This window comes from Flectobacillus longus, from assembly GCF_030056705.1.
GTDB lineage: Bacteria > Bacteroidota > Bacteroidia > Cytophagales > Spirosomataceae > Flectobacillus > Flectobacillus longus.
This window is the reverse complement of record NZ_JASHIC010000017.1, coordinates 149,342-165,744: the sequence shown is the minus strand read 5'-3', so window position 1 is coordinate 165,744 and position 16,403 is coordinate 149,342. Positions and strand designations below refer to the sequence as shown.

10 protein-coding genes are annotated in these 16,403 nt (G+C 36.8%); 1 reads left to right on the top strand and 9 read right to left on the bottom strand.

The window, feature by feature from the left end; genetic code table 11:
- The first annotated feature begins 43 nt into the window (after window positions 1-43).
- Window positions 44-1,672: a carboxylesterase/lipase family protein gene (locus tag QM491_RS14300; RefSeq protein ID WP_374761260.1), complete on the top strand. Its 1,629-nt coding sequence runs from the start codon at window positions 44-46 to the stop codon at window positions 1,670-1,672.
- Window positions 1,673-1,879: 207 nt separating this feature from the next.
- Here QM491_RS14300 and QM491_RS14295 read toward each other — a convergent pair whose 3' ends face one another.
- The 9 genes from QM491_RS14295 to uxuA form a co-directional block, all read right to left on the bottom strand.
- Window positions 1,880-2,851, bottom strand: a complete 972-nt coding sequence (locus tag QM491_RS14295; RefSeq protein WP_283328167.1) for a ParB N-terminal domain-containing protein — start codon at window positions 2,849-2,851, stop codon at window positions 1,880-1,882.
- An 8-nt stretch (window positions 2,852-2,859) separates the two neighbouring features.
- Complete coding sequence (locus QM491_RS14290) at window positions 2,860-3,837, bottom strand: ParA family protein (RefSeq protein WP_283328166.1); 978 nt, start codon at window positions 3,835-3,837, stop codon at window positions 2,860-2,862.
- A 50-nt stretch (window positions 3,838-3,887) separates the two neighbouring features.
- Entirely contained in the window at window positions 3,888-5,348 is a 1,461-nt protein-coding gene (locus tag QM491_RS14285) for a replication initiation protein (protein ID WP_283328165.1), read from the bottom strand.
- 1,443 nt (window positions 5,349-6,791) lie between these two features.
- Window positions 6,792-7,622, bottom strand: a complete 831-nt coding sequence (locus QM491_RS14280) for an endonuclease/exonuclease/phosphatase family protein (RefSeq protein ID WP_283328164.1) — start codon at window positions 7,620-7,622, stop codon at window positions 6,792-6,794.
- Between the two features lie 69 nt (window positions 7,623-7,691).
- Entirely contained in the window at window positions 7,692-10,109 is a 2,418-nt protein-coding gene (locus tag QM491_RS14275) for a TonB-dependent receptor (protein ID WP_283328163.1), read from the bottom strand.
- Window positions 10,110-10,848: 739 nt separating this feature from the next.
- On the bottom strand, window positions 10,849-11,892 hold the full coding sequence (locus QM491_RS14270) for a glycoside hydrolase family 43 protein (protein ID WP_283328162.1): 1,044 nt from the start codon (window positions 11,890-11,892) through the stop codon (window positions 10,849-10,851).
- Between the two features lie 83 nt (window positions 11,893-11,975).
- Window positions 11,976-12,728, bottom strand: coding sequence for an SDR family NAD(P)-dependent oxidoreductase (locus tag QM491_RS14265; protein WP_283328161.1), 753 nt, complete (start codon window positions 12,726-12,728; stop codon window positions 11,976-11,978).
- Between the two features lie 168 nt (window positions 12,729-12,896).
- Window positions 12,897-15,011 (bottom strand): alpha-glucuronidase family glycosyl hydrolase, encoded by a 2,115-nt coding sequence (locus tag QM491_RS14260; RefSeq protein WP_283328160.1) that lies wholly within the window; start codon window positions 15,009-15,011, stop codon window positions 12,897-12,899.
- 50 nt (window positions 15,012-15,061) lie between these two features.
- On the bottom strand, window positions 15,062-16,252 hold the full coding sequence (gene uxuA / locus QM491_RS14255) for a mannonate dehydratase (RefSeq protein WP_283328159.1): 1,191 nt from the start codon (window positions 16,250-16,252) through the stop codon (window positions 15,062-15,064).
- Window positions 16,253-16,403: the final 151 nt, after the last annotated feature.

Below are 16,403 nucleotides of genomic sequence, written 5' to 3'. Positions count from 1 at the left end.
GTCAGTGAATGAGACAATAGTAAAACATTCAGAACAATATCCAATGAAAATCCTCAAATCTAGCATTGCTGTGATTGCCTTATGCGCATCCAGTATCTCTATGGCACAACATGCCGAAAATGCTTACGCTTTTCCTGTTCAAATAAATGTCGAACAAGGAATCATTGAAGGCGAATTTGATGTTCGCAACAACATTCAGAGTTACAAAGGTATCCCTTTTGCCAAACCTCCCGTTGGCGAACTTCGTTGGAAAGCCCCACAAGCACCAGATAAATGGTCGGGAGTGCGTCAAACCAAGAAATTTGGTCCAAGAGCCGTGCAACCTGCCTTATTTGGCGACATGGGTTTCCGCAGTGATGGCATGAGCGAAGACTGCCTTTACCTAAATGTATGGTCACCTGCCAAATCCAATGACGAAAAATTACCTGTTTTGGTATATTTCTACGGAGGTGGTTTTGCTGCTGGTGATGGTTCCGAATATCGATATGATGGCGAAAATATGGCAAAAAAGGGAATTGTAACAGTAACTGTTAATTATCGTTTGAATATTTTCGGATTTTTCTCACATCCTGAGCTGAGCAAAGAATCGCCATACAAAGGTTCTGGAAACTATGGCTTATTAGATCAAAATGCAGCCTTGAAATGGGTACAAGCTAATATTGCCAAATTTGGTGGCGATCCCAAAAGAGTAACTATCGCAGGCGAATCAGCTGGTTCGGCGTCGGTAAGTGCTCAAATGGCTTCTCCCCTATCCAAAAATCTTATTGCTGGAGCTATTGGCGAAAGTGGGTCATTATTAACAGCAACTCCTTTGGCTGATGCTGAAAAACTAGGAGTTGATTTTGCTACAAAAGCGGGTGCTAAATCCTTAAAAGATTTGAGAGCTCTATCTACTTTTGAGCTTTACCAAAAATACAGAGCACAAAATGCTGGTTTCAGAACTACATTAGATGGTTATTTTTTCCCAAAAACTTTTACCGAAATTTTTGAGTCAAAACAACAAGCAATGGTTCCATTGATGCTAGGTTGGAATTCGGAAGAAATGAATTATCGTGCTCTTATGGCTGGAAAAGAGCTGAATAATGAAAACTATAGCCAACGTGTAAAAGAATTATACAGCACCAAAGCTGATGAAGTTTTAAAACTATATCCAGCAGGAGCTCCAGAAGTAACAGAACAATCTGCGACAGATTTGGCTGGCGACCGTTTTATTGGTTTTAGTACTTGGAAATGGTTTGATTTACATAGAAAAAATAGCGAACAACCTGTTTATCGCTACTACTATGCGCAACCTCGTCCAGATATGCGCGAAAGCGATTTAGAAGCGGGTTTAGCAGGTGGTGTAATCAAAAAAGATAAAAATGCACCAAAAGCACCGAAGCCCAAAGGTGCTGTTCACTCTGCTGAAATTGAATATGCTATGGGAAATTTAGCGACCAACAAAGTATATGCTTGGACAGAAGACGATTATAAAGTATCGGAAACAATGATGAACTATTTTGCAAATTTCATCAAAACAGGTAATCCAAACGGAGAAAAATTACCTAACTGGCCAGCAGCCAAAAACGAAGAAAAGCCCGAAGTATTAATCATCAATGCCAATACGAAGGCGGTTCGTTCTGAAAATGAGGCGAGATATTTCTTTTTAGATAAAGATTTTATGAAGAAATAATATTTCATTATTAGGCTTTAGGCCGTAGGCATTATGCAGAAAAGCTTCCATATTCCACAAGAAATACTTTTCAATTTTTAGCCTACAGCATAAAGCCTAGAGCTTAAAGTGGGCATTTTACCCAGTAATCCAAAAAAGTAATAGAGGCACAAAGTGATTGAATAAAACTCACTTTGTACCTCTATCTCTTTGCCCCTGTTCACTTTGTCACAATTTTATCAAACCCAATGCTATTGCTTCAGGAAAAGATATTTCATCTTGAAAATCTGGCTCAATAATTACGCCTTCACCTAATTCTCTCAAATGTCTCCATTCTGCTTCAAGTCCATTTTCTAGAATAAAACTACCTCTTACAATCAAACTCAAGTGTGCTACATTTGCTTTTTTCATGCTAGCACTTACTTTTTTCAATGCTTCTGTTTGCTTAATAGAGCTGACTTGGGTGGTTTCTAGGGATTTATTAGAGACTACTGCCTGAAGTTCTTCTAGTGATTCTACAGGTTTTTCTACAGTAGCTTTGGCCAATTGTTGAATCAGTTTTTTCTCAATTTTTTGGCTTCCTTCTAAAACCTGCTGTTTTAAAGCTCCTTGCATTTTGTCAATTCCTTGCGCAAAAACAGCATCACGCTTAATGGTGGCAGGGCTTACTTTAAATTCCTCGGCTAACACAGATGCTGTATCAACAATATCGGTGTAGGTGCCACGCAAACCACCTTGGCGGTTTTTCATACGTTGATACTTCAGACCTCTAAAATAAGAAAGCTGTTCGACAGTCATATTTCGGCGTCCTACCTGAAAATCAATCATAAAATCTTTTACTTCGTCAATCGAAGGAAAAGTCATTAAGTCAATTTGAAAATCAACCCTATTTTTCTGACAGATATCATAACGGTGATGTCCATCAAACAACACAAAAGCAGGCTCGCTAGGCGTAGGATGACTTGGATTAATCACTGCTTGAGTTGTATCCCAAACCAATAGAGGCGTTCGGCAACCATTGGCTATAATACTATCTTCTAAAGATTTATACTCTTCGGCGCTTAAACTCGGAATAAACTCTTTAAGCTCTGGTAAAACCAAAAGGTTTTTCTTTACATTTTCAGATGAAATTAACTTATTGTTTTTGAGCGTATTAGCAGTATTAATAGCTACCTGTTTTTTAAAATCTATCCCTTTCATACCCCTTGTTAGTTATTAATCACTTGCAAATATTCAACGTATTCATCACAAAAATCTTTATAGCATTTATAAGCCTCCGACGAAGCATTCAATGTTCCCAAAGTAGCCTGTAGCGCCTGAGATTTTTGGAAGTCAATCAAGTGTCTAATTTCGGTATTAAACACCCTAAAATCACTCCCCATGTTAGCTCTTAATGCTTCTTTGAAACCATCATGAACAGTGTTCTTTTTGACCATAGTAAACACAATTCCATCCAAAGTCAAATCCCGATTGGTATGGGTCTTTACTTCGCTAATACGGTTCAACAATGAGTTTAATCCTTTTAACGAAGATGACTCAGGAAGCATAGCGATTAGAGTCGAATTGGAGGCATTCAGTGCCGATACTGTCAACTTACTCAAACTTGGAGGACAATCAATCAAAATATAATCGTATTCTTCAAGTAGAGGCTCTATCTTATGTTTTAATCGAACATCTCCACCCACTTTTGACAATAAATCCACCTCAATTTCGGCCAAAGTAATATCGGATGGTGCCAACCAAAGGTTTTCTAAAATCTGTACTGTAGGTAACGGGATATCAGTAAATAGACAATCTGCAATTTGCAACTCAGGGTTTTCTATGCCCAAAATTTGAGACAAGTTTCCTTGTGGGTCAAAATCGATTAATAATACCCTGAAGCCCTTTCTGACTAATGTTTCACCCAAACAGGCTGTCGTAGTGGTTTTTCCAACTCCCCCTTTGTGATTCACAATCGAAATCACACGTGCACTTTGATAGAGGTATTCGTTATAGCCATATTTGCGTAAAATAGGTTCTAATTTAGCTAAATCGTCCTCGCTAAGTTTTCGAGAACCATTCGAATTGAAAACTAAATCTAATTTGCGTTTGGGTAATCCTGCTTCGTCATTAACTCCATTGACACTAAGGGATGGGTTATGGCGAAAAAAAGAGACTATTTTCTCTAAAGTCAGGTTGCTTCTCATAAATATTGTTTCGTAAACTTGATATTCAGTTCAAATAATGTGTTGATTTTCTAGAAATAATTTAATCCTAGCGCTTTGGCTTGAGCGCCGTATTGTTTAACTACATCCTCAAATAGGTTCAAATCTTTGTAATGTTCGAGCGTCGTAATGACTATTGCTTCAAATCCTGTGTTTTCATTAAAGTAGGACAAAAAGCTATCAAGGCTGATTTCTGTACCTACCTTCGACACATAGCTGTCATAGTAAATAGCAGAAAAAGCAGAAGTATTAAGCGAATTCAACACTCTTTGATACAATTGATGATTGTGCTGAAGTGATTCTAGCACTAATTTTTTCTTTTGCTTGTACACTTCATGTAAAAAATCATCTTGCTGTTGCTTAAGTTGTTCAAGTTGAAGTTTTTCATTTTCAGACTTTTTCAGTACGGCTTTTAACACTCGCTTTTCTTCCTCTATGGTCTTTTGGCGCTCTACCAATTGAGATGAACTAACGATGGTTTTGAGATACGCAGGAATATTCTTGATTTTCTTGGGTTCTTTTCCCAATTCCGTCTGCACATACTCTACACCCAAAATAACCTGTTCAATAGGATATTGCTCAAGCCAGTTTTGTAACGTTGGTGTGTCTATTCCCCAAGCCTGCACAATTTCCGAAAGTCTCAACAATGTACTTGACTCAAAATTAGGCTGGGTATTCGACTCCACCACTTCATAATTTGAATCTTCAGCTTCTTGATTTGTTGGATTAGTTTCTATTTCTAACTGAGCTTGCGTTTTATTAGGATTTTTCCGAATTACAAATTGTAAGGCTACAACTTTTTTACCTTCTTTGATTTCATTAAAATCAAAAATCAAATCAGAGTTTTTGATCAGTTCATCTTGCGCTTTAACAACTACTTTTTGCTTGAACAAACCGTATAACTCATATTTATTTTCGAGATTAAACATCCTACGCATTTCTTCTACGGTAAATTGAAACTTTCCGAAACGCTCAAATTCTTTACAAAAACCATAAAACCGAATGGCATAAACGCTGTCCATCGACACGATGTTGCGCACGTCGATATAGGTAAAATTCTTTTTGAGTTGCAACAAATAAGCATCCAACATTGGTGGAAACAAAAAACTAAATGCTCCCTCTTTTTTGTGATACTCAATTTGTGCTAAAATATTGGCCACCTTCCAACCTCGCTCATCTTCCAAGAAAATTTCTTTCTTCATCAACTTCCGTGACTCCTTTTCTAGCAGGTTATAGAGATAATCACTAGTCTTTGTTTTTAGAAACTGAGATACTTCCGAAACCTTCACTTTGGTCACCTTAAAACCAGAAGAGGTCTGGTCTGTGTTCAAAACCAAAAAGTGAAAAATTTTCATTTGAAAGGCTGTTAGGTCAAATCTTGCATTGAGCAATGGATTTCCTAACACCACCATATAAGAACTACTGGAGATTCGCTCCAATGCTTCTATTTCTTTGTTTTCTTGGGTAGTTCTCTTTTTAATGCCTTGCTTCATAGTTAATCTCTCATCATATTCTTTCTAGATTTATATATATCAAAAATAGTGATTCAATTTTGTATCAAAATTACAAGAATATTTTGTTAATGCAAGTAAAATAGATTCAAAATTGTATCATTACAGGGTGTATAAATGTTTCTAAAAATTGTATTTTTCCGATATAACAAATGGCACTCTAAAAGTTATACTTGACACTTCAAAAGTTATATTAACACACTCTAAAAGTTATATTAACACACTCTAAAAGTTATACTTGACACTTCAAAAGTTATATTAAGCACTCTAAAAGTTATATTAATACTATATAATATATTGAAAATCAAATAGTTATGGGAGAGGAAATATTAGGAAATACTTAAGGAAATATAAAAGAAATACTCTCAAATGTAAAAAGTGAGAATTTTTTGATTGTTTTTTGAAGAAAAAAAATTGGATAAAAATAGAGGAAACTTTTAAAGTTTGAATCCACTTTTTTTTGTAAAACTTTTACTTTGCGTGAAATAAGAATTCTTGCGCCGACACTTCAAAAGTTATATTTAGAATATCTGGGCGAAATTTAACTCTTTGCGCCGACACTCTAAAAGTTATGGTTAAAATATAGCCTATTTTGTTTAGTCTGTAGAGTCACTAGATAATCATAGCCATTTTGGCCTAAAATCTTCGATTTAAGACACTTTTATAGTTGATGTGGGCAAGTACCTCACTTAAACTTAAAATATCGCTAAAAAACGTGGTTTATGGAAGTCTTGCTCAGATGTCTTGAATAAAAATGCTAGAAAGTACGTTGAATCATAATTTCGCGAATTTTGACAGTCTTAATATCAATACCCCGACTATCTGGGCAAAATATCACGGTGATACTTTGCCCAGATAGTCAGACCTGAAGAATGCGAAAAGATGAGTGTTGGCAAAAGACTAAAAGTTAAGTTGTGGATAAATGCACAGGTGCGTAAACATTTAGCTTAGGTTTTGAACAGCAGTTTGTTTAAACTTTGAAAATTTATGTGAGAAGTGTGGATTAATGACTGAGTTAGAAGGTAAGATTATCTTCTACTGGTGGCCGAGTCTAGAAGTGATTACTTTTAACAAATAGGTTCTCAAACAATTATGCTTTGAATAGTGTAAATAAACTTTGCTGGATAAAGTATAATTTAATGATAATATATTTTGAAAATGTAAAAAGTAGAAATGTTGAGTATTTCATTAAAAGTGCTTTTTAACGAAAATTAGGCAGAAATGCAAAGTGTCACAGTGATACTTTGCCCCTCTTTAACACTTCAAAAGTTATATTTAGAAACCTTGATAATATAACTTTTGAAGTGTGATTTGAAAAGTTCACCCTAGTTTTGACAACACTAATGAATAAATTATTTACGATTTTGAGATGATAATTTGATAAAAAAAAACCATCAAATACCTACTTTTGATGGGGTTTTTAAATTATTTGAATACTGTTTTTATCACCACAGGTTGGTGATCTGAAGGGTATTTGCTGTCATAAGCATCTGTTAAAACAGCATATTTTAATACTTCAAAATGCTTATCTACAAAAATATAATCGATTCTATCTTTGAGCGGAGCATCATGTTTGAAGCCATTAAACGTACCCACAGGACCATAAGGAGGCATTTTTGTCACTAAGTATGAATCGCCCAATGAAGCTTGCATGATCTTGATTTGCTCTGTATCTGGCGTAGAGTTGAAGTCTCCCACACAGATTGCAGGCGTGTTTTTGGCAATCTCTTTTATTTTCTGAACCATCAAAAAACCTGATTGACGACGAGCCTCAACTCCTTGATGGTCAAAATGCACACTAAAGAAGTAGAATGTCTTACCTGACTTAACTTCTTTAAATTTTCCCCAAGAACAAATACGATTACAACAGGTAGCATCCCATCCTTTCGAGGGTTTATCTGGTGTTTGACTCAACCAAAAATCTCCATGTTCCAACAGCTTGAATTTGTCTTTTCGGTAAACAATGGCTGAGTGCTCGCCCGCTTCTTTACCATCGTCACGACCTACGCCTGTGTAGGTGTATTCTGGCATTTCGACCAAATCTTTTAATTGACCCGCAAACCCTTCTTGAGTTCCGAAAATATCGAATTCATGATAGCGAATCAGTTTTTTTACTTCCTCCTTTCGATTAGGCCAAGCATTGATACCATCACCAGCTGTATTGAGTCTTAAATTGTAAGTGGCAACATTGAGTGTTTGAGATGAAGCTTCTTGTAGTAAAAGCAAGCCTACAATAAGTCCGAGGATTTTTTTCATAAGATGAGATTTGTTTGAGTTGATATAAAAATTGAGTGTTTGGGGCAAAGTATCACAATGAGCTTTTGCCTAATTGGTTTCGTCACTGATGATACTCTTTACTTTTTTAGCATTTTTGATTCTATAATTGAGCGTAAGATTAATTTGTCGTCTTCTAAATTGCGAGCTTCCGTCGGTAATAAAATTGGCTCCTTCTGTCACAAAACGAGAAACTCTGGTATTGAAAATGTCTATAATATTCAAATTAAGTGTTCCTTTTCCTTGAAAGACCTCCTTACTTACTGAAAAGTCGATATAATACATGGAAAGTCGTCTGCCTTGTACCGTTTTTTGCGGCGCTTCATAATTGGCTCTTACTTGAATATCTAGGCGGTTGGGCAAACTGAATTTTGAGGTATGTCTTGCAAACCAACTTTGGGTATTTCGTTTGTAATTCTCGTCGATATTACTTCCATCCATGTCTGCATTGAAAATACTGAAACTAAAATCACTTTTCCACCATTGATAAAAATTGACTTGTGAAGCGATGTCTAATCCAAATGATTTTTCTCCTGTTAAGTTTTCAGGTCTTGTTGTAGCAAATCCCAAATCATTCACACTTCTAATCGTTTGAATTTTGTCTTTGGTATCTCTATAAAACAAAGAGGAACTTAAAGACCCAAATTTAAAGTATTTGATATGACCAATTTCAAAAGCATTTGTAAACTCTGGATTAAGATTTGGATTACCCCCAAAAAAGTTGCGACTATCCGAGAACGTAGCAAAAGGACTTAAATCATTGTAAAAAGGTCGTCTTACTCGACGGCTAAAGCTAAGTTGTAGGGAGTTTTCGTTGGGTATTTCCCAAGCAATATGGGCACTTGGGAATAGATTTGAGTAATTTCTAGGATTTACTTCATTGGTTTCACGCAGGGTAGTTTTCACATTTGTCCATTCAGCTCTCAATCCAATTTGATACGATAGTTTTTTGTATTTGTCTCCAACGATTCCATACACAGCATTGATGTTCTCGGTATAAATAAAATAGTTTTTCAACCCTGGTAATGGTACAAATACACCGTTTTCATTTTGTTGATTTACTACATAATCATTGACCATATCTCTAAAATTAGCTCTTGCTCCCACTTCAACTTTTCCATCCTTGTGGATTGGTTTTGAGTAATCTGTTTGAAATAACCACTGCTTTTCGTATTCGTCATTTAAGGAGTTTTGTAATAAAGTTTGGGCTTTATCAACCGAACCGTTGGGTTTAAACGCATTTTGAGTAAATAATTGGTCAGAGCGCTCCCAATTATCGATATAGCGTACTTCAGCAGAAAAGCTATGGTTTTTCTTATCAAAATCTCGACGATAGGTTAATGCGTATTCAGAGTTTGGTTCGGTTTCTTTTTCGTCTTGTTGGCGATAGGTCGTTCTAATAAGGTTGTTCAATGAATTTACATAATCCTTATAGACTAAATCTGTAATTCTACGAGCATCCGAGCGACGAAATAAATAGGATGCAGTCAAAAAGCTTTTTTCTGAAAAGAAATAATCCAAACCCCCTTGAATGTTATTATTAAAGCCCTTGAGGTTACCGTTTCTATCTTGATCCGAAATAACGGTTGTATCACCGTTAAATACTTGCTGGAAATTATGGGCAATATTGGGCGTAATACGATAAGCAATGCCATAATTGAGAAAAAAGTTTAGCTTTTGGTGACGATAGTTCATATTTATACCTAAGCCTTCATTGACAGGATAGCCCGTAATCACATCAAAAGAACCATTGAATCCTTGTTTTTTATCTTTTTTCAAAACAATATTAATAATGCCAGCCATACCTTCTGCCTCGTATCTAGCCGAAGGGTTGGTAATTACTTCGACTCGCTCAATCATGCTTGCTTGTAATGATTGCAGTCCTGCGCCGCCCTTAAAACTGACTAATCCAGAAGGTTTACCATCAATCAAGATACGGACATTGTCACTTCCACGAAGTTTGATACCGCCATCAGGTTCAACAGATACCGAAGGAATATTGGTAAGAATGTCACTAGCTGTACCACCTGCATTGGCTAAATCTTTTCCGACGTTGAATACACGTTTATCTAGCGCCATTTCCATCGTACTTTTCTCTGCACGCACTTCAACTTCCGTAAGTTGTTGGCTTTGTGTTTGGAGAAGAATAGTACCAAGATTAATCGCTGCATTTGATTTATCAAGGGTTAAAATATCGGATTTCCAAATTTTGTAGCCCATAAATTCAGCAGCCACTACATAGATTCCATAGGGAACTTGGAGTGAGAAAGTGCCTTTTTCGGTGGTAATTCCTCCTGTAATTAGTTTATCAGTTTTTGCATCAAGTACACGAATACTTGCATAAGACATGATTTCAGAAGTCTTTGAATCAATAACTTTCCCGCTAATGGTGGCTTTATTTTGAGAATAAAGCGGAATACTGACAAGAATAGAAATGAAAGCAAAAAGAAAGGTAAAAGTAAATTTCATAAGTTAAATAGTATTTTAATTGGATACACAAAAGTACAAAGTAAAATGCTAGACTCTATCCTTGCATAAAGGGCAAAGTATCACAATGATCTTTTGCTCATTTTTGAAAAAATCTTGTTATTAGTCTCTTACTAGTCCAAGAATAACTCTTGGACTAATTTTTTCAAACAGTTTAAAAACTGAAGCAATATTGAGTCCGAGACAGAGTCTCGAACTAGCGAGCAAAGTATCATAATGAGCTTTTGCTTGGTTTTGGAAAAATACTCTTACTAGTTCAAGAGTTATTCTTGGACTAATTTTTTCAAACAGTTTAAAAACTGGAGCAATAGTGAGTCCGAGACAGAGTCTCGAACTAGTGAGCAAAGTATCACAATGAGCTTTTGCTTGGTTTTGGAAAAATACTCTTACTAGTTCAAGATTTATTCTTGGACTTATTTTTTCAAACAGTTTAAAAACCGAAACAATAGCGAGTCCGAGACAAAGCTTCTAATCCAGTAAGCAAAGTATCACAATGAGCTTTTGCTTAGCATAGCAAAAATCTTCTTGCTAGTTCAAGCCTTATTCTTGGACTTATTTTTTCAAACAGTTTAAAACCAAAGCAATATTGAGTCCGAGACAAAGTCTCGAGCTAGTAGGCAAAGTATCATAATGAGCTTTTGCACCTTGATTATGGGAAAAAAGTAAAGGGCAAAGTATCATAATGACACTTTGCCCTTTAAACTAAAAACGGAGTACGTAATTACTTATATGCTGAAATCGTCTGAATCGTCCCATCTGGGTTATGGTGTAATTCAGTTACTTTTACATTTCTCAAGTGTGTTTGTCCTGATAGCTGCACATCGTGATAAAACAAATACCATTTTCCTTTAACTTCAACTATAGAATGGTGGTTTGTCCAGCCTTCAACGGGGTTTAGTACAACTCCCTTGTAAGTAAATGGTCCATAGGGAGAATCTCCTGTGGCATAACTGATAAAATGAGTATCACCAGTAGAGTAGGAGAAATAGTATTTTCCTTTGTATTTATGCATCCAAGCAGCCTCAAAAAATCTCTTATCATTGTTTCCCTCCAATAATACATTTCCTTGCTCGTCTAAGATTTGAATGTCCTTTGGACTTTCTGAAAAACTTTTTAGATCAGAGGATAGTTTAGCAATCTTGGGTAGTAGCGCTTTTTCGTTCGCTTTTTGCAAAGCGCCATTAGCATCATATTTACCTGTTTTCCAACGTTGCAATTGTCCACCCCAAATACCGCCAAAATACATATAATAGCTACCATCAGAGTCTTTAAAAACTGCTGGGTCTATACTAAAACTGCCTTCGATGGGTTTTGGCTCAGCTTTAAATGGGCCGTAAGGTTTTTTACTGGTGGCAACTCCAATTCTAAAAATTCCTTCTTGGTCTTTGGCTGGGAAAAATAGATAGTATGTTCCGTTTTTATAGGCCGCATCTGGCGCCCATAATTGCTTGCTAGCCCAAGGTATATCCTTTAAGTCAAGAGCAACGCCATGATCAGTAACTTTCCCACCGATTTTATCCATTGAAAGAATATGAAAATCTTTCATGTCAAACTTGGCTCCATCTGCGTCTCTACTAACATTCGTTTCAATATCATGCGAAGGATAGATATAAATTTTTCCTTCAAAAACATGCGCAGAAGGATCTGCCGTATAGATATGCTTTACGAGTGGTTGAGAAATAGGCTGTTTTTTCTGCTGAGCAATGGAGATTTGCGATAGCAAAAAAAATGCTGATGTATATATACCTAAACTTCTTATTTTCATTTTGATAATACAAAATAATTATATTTGAGATTTACTTAAATGTTTGTATATAAACTATTTATAAAAATTTAAAGCAATATTATTTAGAAACCAATAGAGTTGCCTCCATCTACAGGTAATGATGCACCAGTAATATATTTTGCAGCGTCTGAAGCTAAAAATACTACTGCCATACCAATATCTTCTGGTTTTCCAAAAAAGCCCATTGGCGTGCGGTCAAGTGCTTTATTCATACGTGCTGGGTCGCTATTCATTGCTGTTTGCATCATAGCAGTTTCGATAAAACCAGGTGCAACAGCATTGACCCTAACTTGGCTCGGAGACAAATCCATCGATAAGGCTTTTACGAGTCCTTCAACGCCATGTTTTGAAGCAGAATAAGCAGGAACACGATCAATTCCATAATAGGCTGCCATAGAAGAAATCATGATAATATTTCCCGATTTACGACCCACCATGCGTTGAGCAACAACTCTCGTAAGAGAAAATACAGCATTGAGATTTGTATGAATAATTCTTTGAAATTCTTCGTCAGTTACTTCTAATGCAGGTTTTTTCATGTTGATACCAGCATTGTTCACTAAAATATCAATGGCACCAATGTGTGTTTCGATATGCTCAACTAGGTTTTCTAATTGGTCAAGAACTGTTACATCGTTTACCACATATTTGGCTTTATCTCCTAATTGCTGAACGGCTTCTTGAAGTGCATGTTCACGACGTCCTGTAATGACAACCGTTGCACCAGCGTCAATCATACATTGAGCAATGGCAAATCCGATACCACTTCCGCCGCCAGTAATAAGGGCAATTTTATTATCAAGTCTAAAATTCATAAGGTAATTAAGTTTTGGTGTCGAGCTAAGGTCATGATTTAAAATATTAACTGTCAGGTTCTTAGCTCGAAATTTTAATTGAATGTTATGCTGTAAGCGTATTACCATTGATGGAGCTATTTCCACAAAGGTAAAATGAACGTCTATTTACTCAAGGCTTAGTACTTATCACTTAAGTTGATAAATTCGGACAATTTCTTTCATTTCATCAAGCGTTCTAGATGGTGCTTGATAAGGAGAAGGAATGGCTTGTTTTGAATATTGTTGAAAGTACAACACGCAGGCATCTCGCCAATTCAGCGCCTCACGATGCTGAGCGGCTAATCGACCAGTCACATCAGCAAATATTTGAGGGTCGATTGACGACTGAACAGAATTCCATTGTTTTTGCATCCACTCTACAGATTGTACACCTTCGTAATAGCGACTACTGAACTCATTCCAAAGAGTTTTGCCAGAACTAAGTTTTTGATTCCAAGAAACATGGTGGAACCATAGCAAATAGGGGAGAGGACAAGTATCTGGGTTTCCCCACTGAGCTTGAACCTCTTTAGCATATAATCCAAGGGCGTTGCTTCCTTGGGCAGTTCTGTCAAAACCAAGTCCTAATGAGTCGGCGCGATGGTAATAAATGGCAGTCCAGTCGGGGCGGGCACTTTTTTCTAGCCAAGGTTCTGGTCCAAAGTGAATATTTTGTCCCATTACATGATGCAGACCAAGAGGAGTGGTAAAATCCACATAAATTTCACGGGATTTCATCATCAAATCTTGAATCGTGGCAACTGCTTTAGGCTCTTGAGTTAGACTCATTTTTATCCATTCCGAAGCAATTTGTTCGGAACTTAAACTATGATTCCACGCCAATCTACCAAAAGCATACCAATTGGCTTGAGACATTAAATGTCCTGTCCAGTTACGATCTGAACCAGTATTAGCTACACCAGCTATAGCCGTAAGTGGATGATTATCAATACTTCCATCAACGATTTTTGCAACTGTTGAACCTTTTCCATTTGAATAAGTATCACTTTCTAGGCACTCTTTGAAAAGTGGTGCTTCGTACACAAGATTGGTACTGAAACCCAAATATTCTTGTGTAAGTTGGAATTCCATAGCAAGTGGCGTTTTTGGCATAGCACCAAAAAGCGGATGAAATGGCTCACGAGATTGAAAATCTATAGGGCCATTTTTTACCTGTACTAAAACATTAGAAGCAAATGTGCCATCAAGAGGCTTAAAATCCTTGTAAGCTTCTTTGAAACGGTCGCCTTTGGGATCGGCAGCGTAAACAAAAGCACGCCAAATGACAATTCCTTTGTAAGGTGCTACTGCTTCGGCAAGCATATTAGCACCATCAGCATGAGTTCTGCCAAAGTCTTGAGGACCAGGCTCACCTTCAGAATTAGCTTTTACCAAGTATCCTCCAAAATCAGGAATAGCAGCATAAATTTCCTTAGTGACATTTTTCCACCAATTTCTTACTTCTGGAGCCATCGGGTCAGAATTTTTTGCACCACCCAAGAGTTTTGGCGCAGCAAAATTTAAGGAAAGAAACACCTTTATTCCATAAGGACGAAAAACATCTGCTAGGGCTTTTACTTTTACGATATATTCTTTGGTCAAAAATCTAGCACTGGCATTGACGTTATTCAAAACAACCGCATTGATACCGATAGAGGCATTTGCACGAGCATAATCGATGTACCGCTGGTCTATTACTTCTGGTAATTCATACCATTTCCACAGAGAAGAACCCGCATAACCACGTTCGATAGTACCAAGGGGATTATCCCAGTGGTTGAGCATTCGGTATTTGATTTTTGGTGAATCCGTGATATTGATTTGTGCAATAGAATTGCCACTTTGTATTTGTCTCAAAAAAGCAAAAGAACCATATAATATGCCAGATGCAGTACGAGAACGAATGACGATATTCTGATTTTCTTCACGGATTGAAAAACCATCTTCAGCAAGTTGATTCGTTTGTTCATTTTGAATAACTTGAAGAATTATACCTCCCTTTTTTCCTGCTGGATTAGTTAAAATCAAAATCTTTTTTCCTAATAATCCAGACAAACCAGCTTGTAGTTCTTTTTGAGCTGTTTTTGTAATAACTTCTTGATTATCAGAGTAAATGAACTGACATTTTTGAGCATAGCTATTTCTTTGTTGAATATTAGTAATAAGGTCAAATTTTAACCAAAGCCTATAACCATCATCGGCATGTGCCAATTGGGTGATGCTCAAAAGTAGAATGATAATTAATTTTTGAAAATATCTCATATTTAGTATTGATGCCAAATTGTGAAGTTAATGTTGCCAATTATCTAGGACTATAATATGCTCCTTTTGATTCCTAATTCTAGTCCTCTAAGTTCTGCAAGCCCTTTTAATCGACCAATGGCAGAATAGCCCGGGTAGGTTTTTTTCCCATTTGTCAAATCATCTAGCATCAAATGACCATGATCGGGACGCATTGGGATTTGTCGTTCGGCTCCTTTTTTGTTTTCTTCCAAAACTACCGCTTTCACTACTTCATACATATCGACATCGCCAGTGAGATGGGCTGCTTCATGAAAATTCAAAGGATTTTCTTCTCTTTTGGTTGTTCGTAAATGCAAAAAATGAATACGATGTCCCCAACGAGTAATCATTCCAGCTAAATCGTTATCATCTCTAACTCCCAGAGAACCAGTGCAGAAGGTAACGCCATTGGCAGTTACATCGTAAGCTTGCATGAGTTGTACCAAATCAGACTCGGTACTCACGACACGTGGTAAGCCCAAAAGAGACTTTGGAGGATCATCAGGGTGAATACATAGATTGACGCCCAGTTCTTGGGCTAGCGGCGCAATCTGCTGGATAAAGTAATACAGATTGGCACGAAGTTCGGCATCACCGATATGAGCGTAATTATTTAATAATCCTTGAAAAGTAGTGAGACTAAATGCTTCTTCCGAGCCAGGCAAACCTAGCAAAACCGTATTGGTTAACTCCTTGAGTTCATCCTCTGTCATTTGCTCGAATTTAGCTTTTGCAGCCTCCTGAACCTCTTGCGTATAATCATTTTTGGCATTGGGACGTTGGAGGATATATAAATCGAACAAGGCAAAATCCTGCCAAACAAAACGTAGAGCTTGAGAACCATCTGGCATGCTATAATTTAGCTTGGTGCGCGACCAATCTAACACAGGCATAAAATTGTAGCAAACAATAGTAACCCCGCAGGCTGCCAAATTGCGTAGAGAAGCTTTGTAGTTCTCAATATATAAGTCACGAGAAGGAAGTCCTTTTTTGATATCCTCGTGTACAGGAAGACTTTCTACAACGAGCCATTTTAAGGGTGAATACTGTTGATTATCAGCTTCAATGATTTGAATTCTTTGTTGAATGGCCTCTTTAGACCATATTTCACCGACAGGAATTTGATGGAGAGCGGAAACAACCCCAGTACACCCTGCCTGGCGAATATCCATTAGCGAGACAGGGTCTTTAGGGCCAAACCAACGCATAGTATGTATCATACTCAGTAGTTTTTGGAAATAGTACTTCTTAAAATAGTTCAAGTTTTTCGGAAATCATTTCCGATACTTGATATTAATTGGGGGAGATTTGAACTAAATGTAAGGCTATATTTTTATATTAAACAAAGTTTTTCTTGATATATTTTTATAA

Excerpts from the sequence above, each read along its gene's own strand:
- QM491_RS14300 (WP_374761260.1), top strand. The coding sequence starts at position 44 with ATGAAAATCCTCAAATCTAGCATTGCTGTGATTGCCTTATGCGCATCC.
- QM491_RS14295 (WP_283328167.1), bottom strand. The coding sequence starts at position 2,851 with ATGAAAGGGATAGATTTTAAAAAACAGGTAGCTATTAATACTGCTAAT.
- QM491_RS14290 (WP_283328166.1), bottom strand. The coding sequence starts at position 3,837 with ATGAGAAGCAACCTGACTTTAGAGAAAATAGTCTCTTTTTTTCGCCAT.
- QM491_RS14285 (WP_283328165.1), bottom strand. The coding sequence starts at position 5,348 with ATGAAGCAAGGCATTAAAAAGAGAACTACCCAAGAAAACAAAGAAATA.
- QM491_RS14280 (WP_283328164.1), bottom strand. The coding sequence starts at position 7,622 with ATGAAAAAAATCCTCGGACTTATTGTAGGCTTGCTTTTACTACAAGAA.
- QM491_RS14275 (WP_283328163.1), bottom strand. The coding sequence starts at position 10,109 with ATGAAATTTACTTTTACCTTTCTTTTTGCTTTCATTTCTATTCTTGTC.
- QM491_RS14270 (WP_283328162.1), bottom strand. The coding sequence starts at position 11,892 with ATGAAAATAAGAAGTTTAGGTATATATACATCAGCATTTTTTTTGCTA.
- QM491_RS14265 (WP_283328161.1), bottom strand. The coding sequence starts at position 12,728 with ATGAATTTTAGACTTGATAATAAAATTGCCCTTATTACTGGCGGCGGA.
- QM491_RS14260 (WP_283328160.1), bottom strand. The coding sequence starts at position 15,011 with ATGAGATATTTTCAAAAATTAATTATCATTCTACTTTTGAGCATCACC.
- uxuA (WP_283328159.1), bottom strand. The coding sequence starts at position 16,252 with ATGATACATACTATGCGTTGGTTTGGCCCTAAAGACCCTGTCTCGCTA.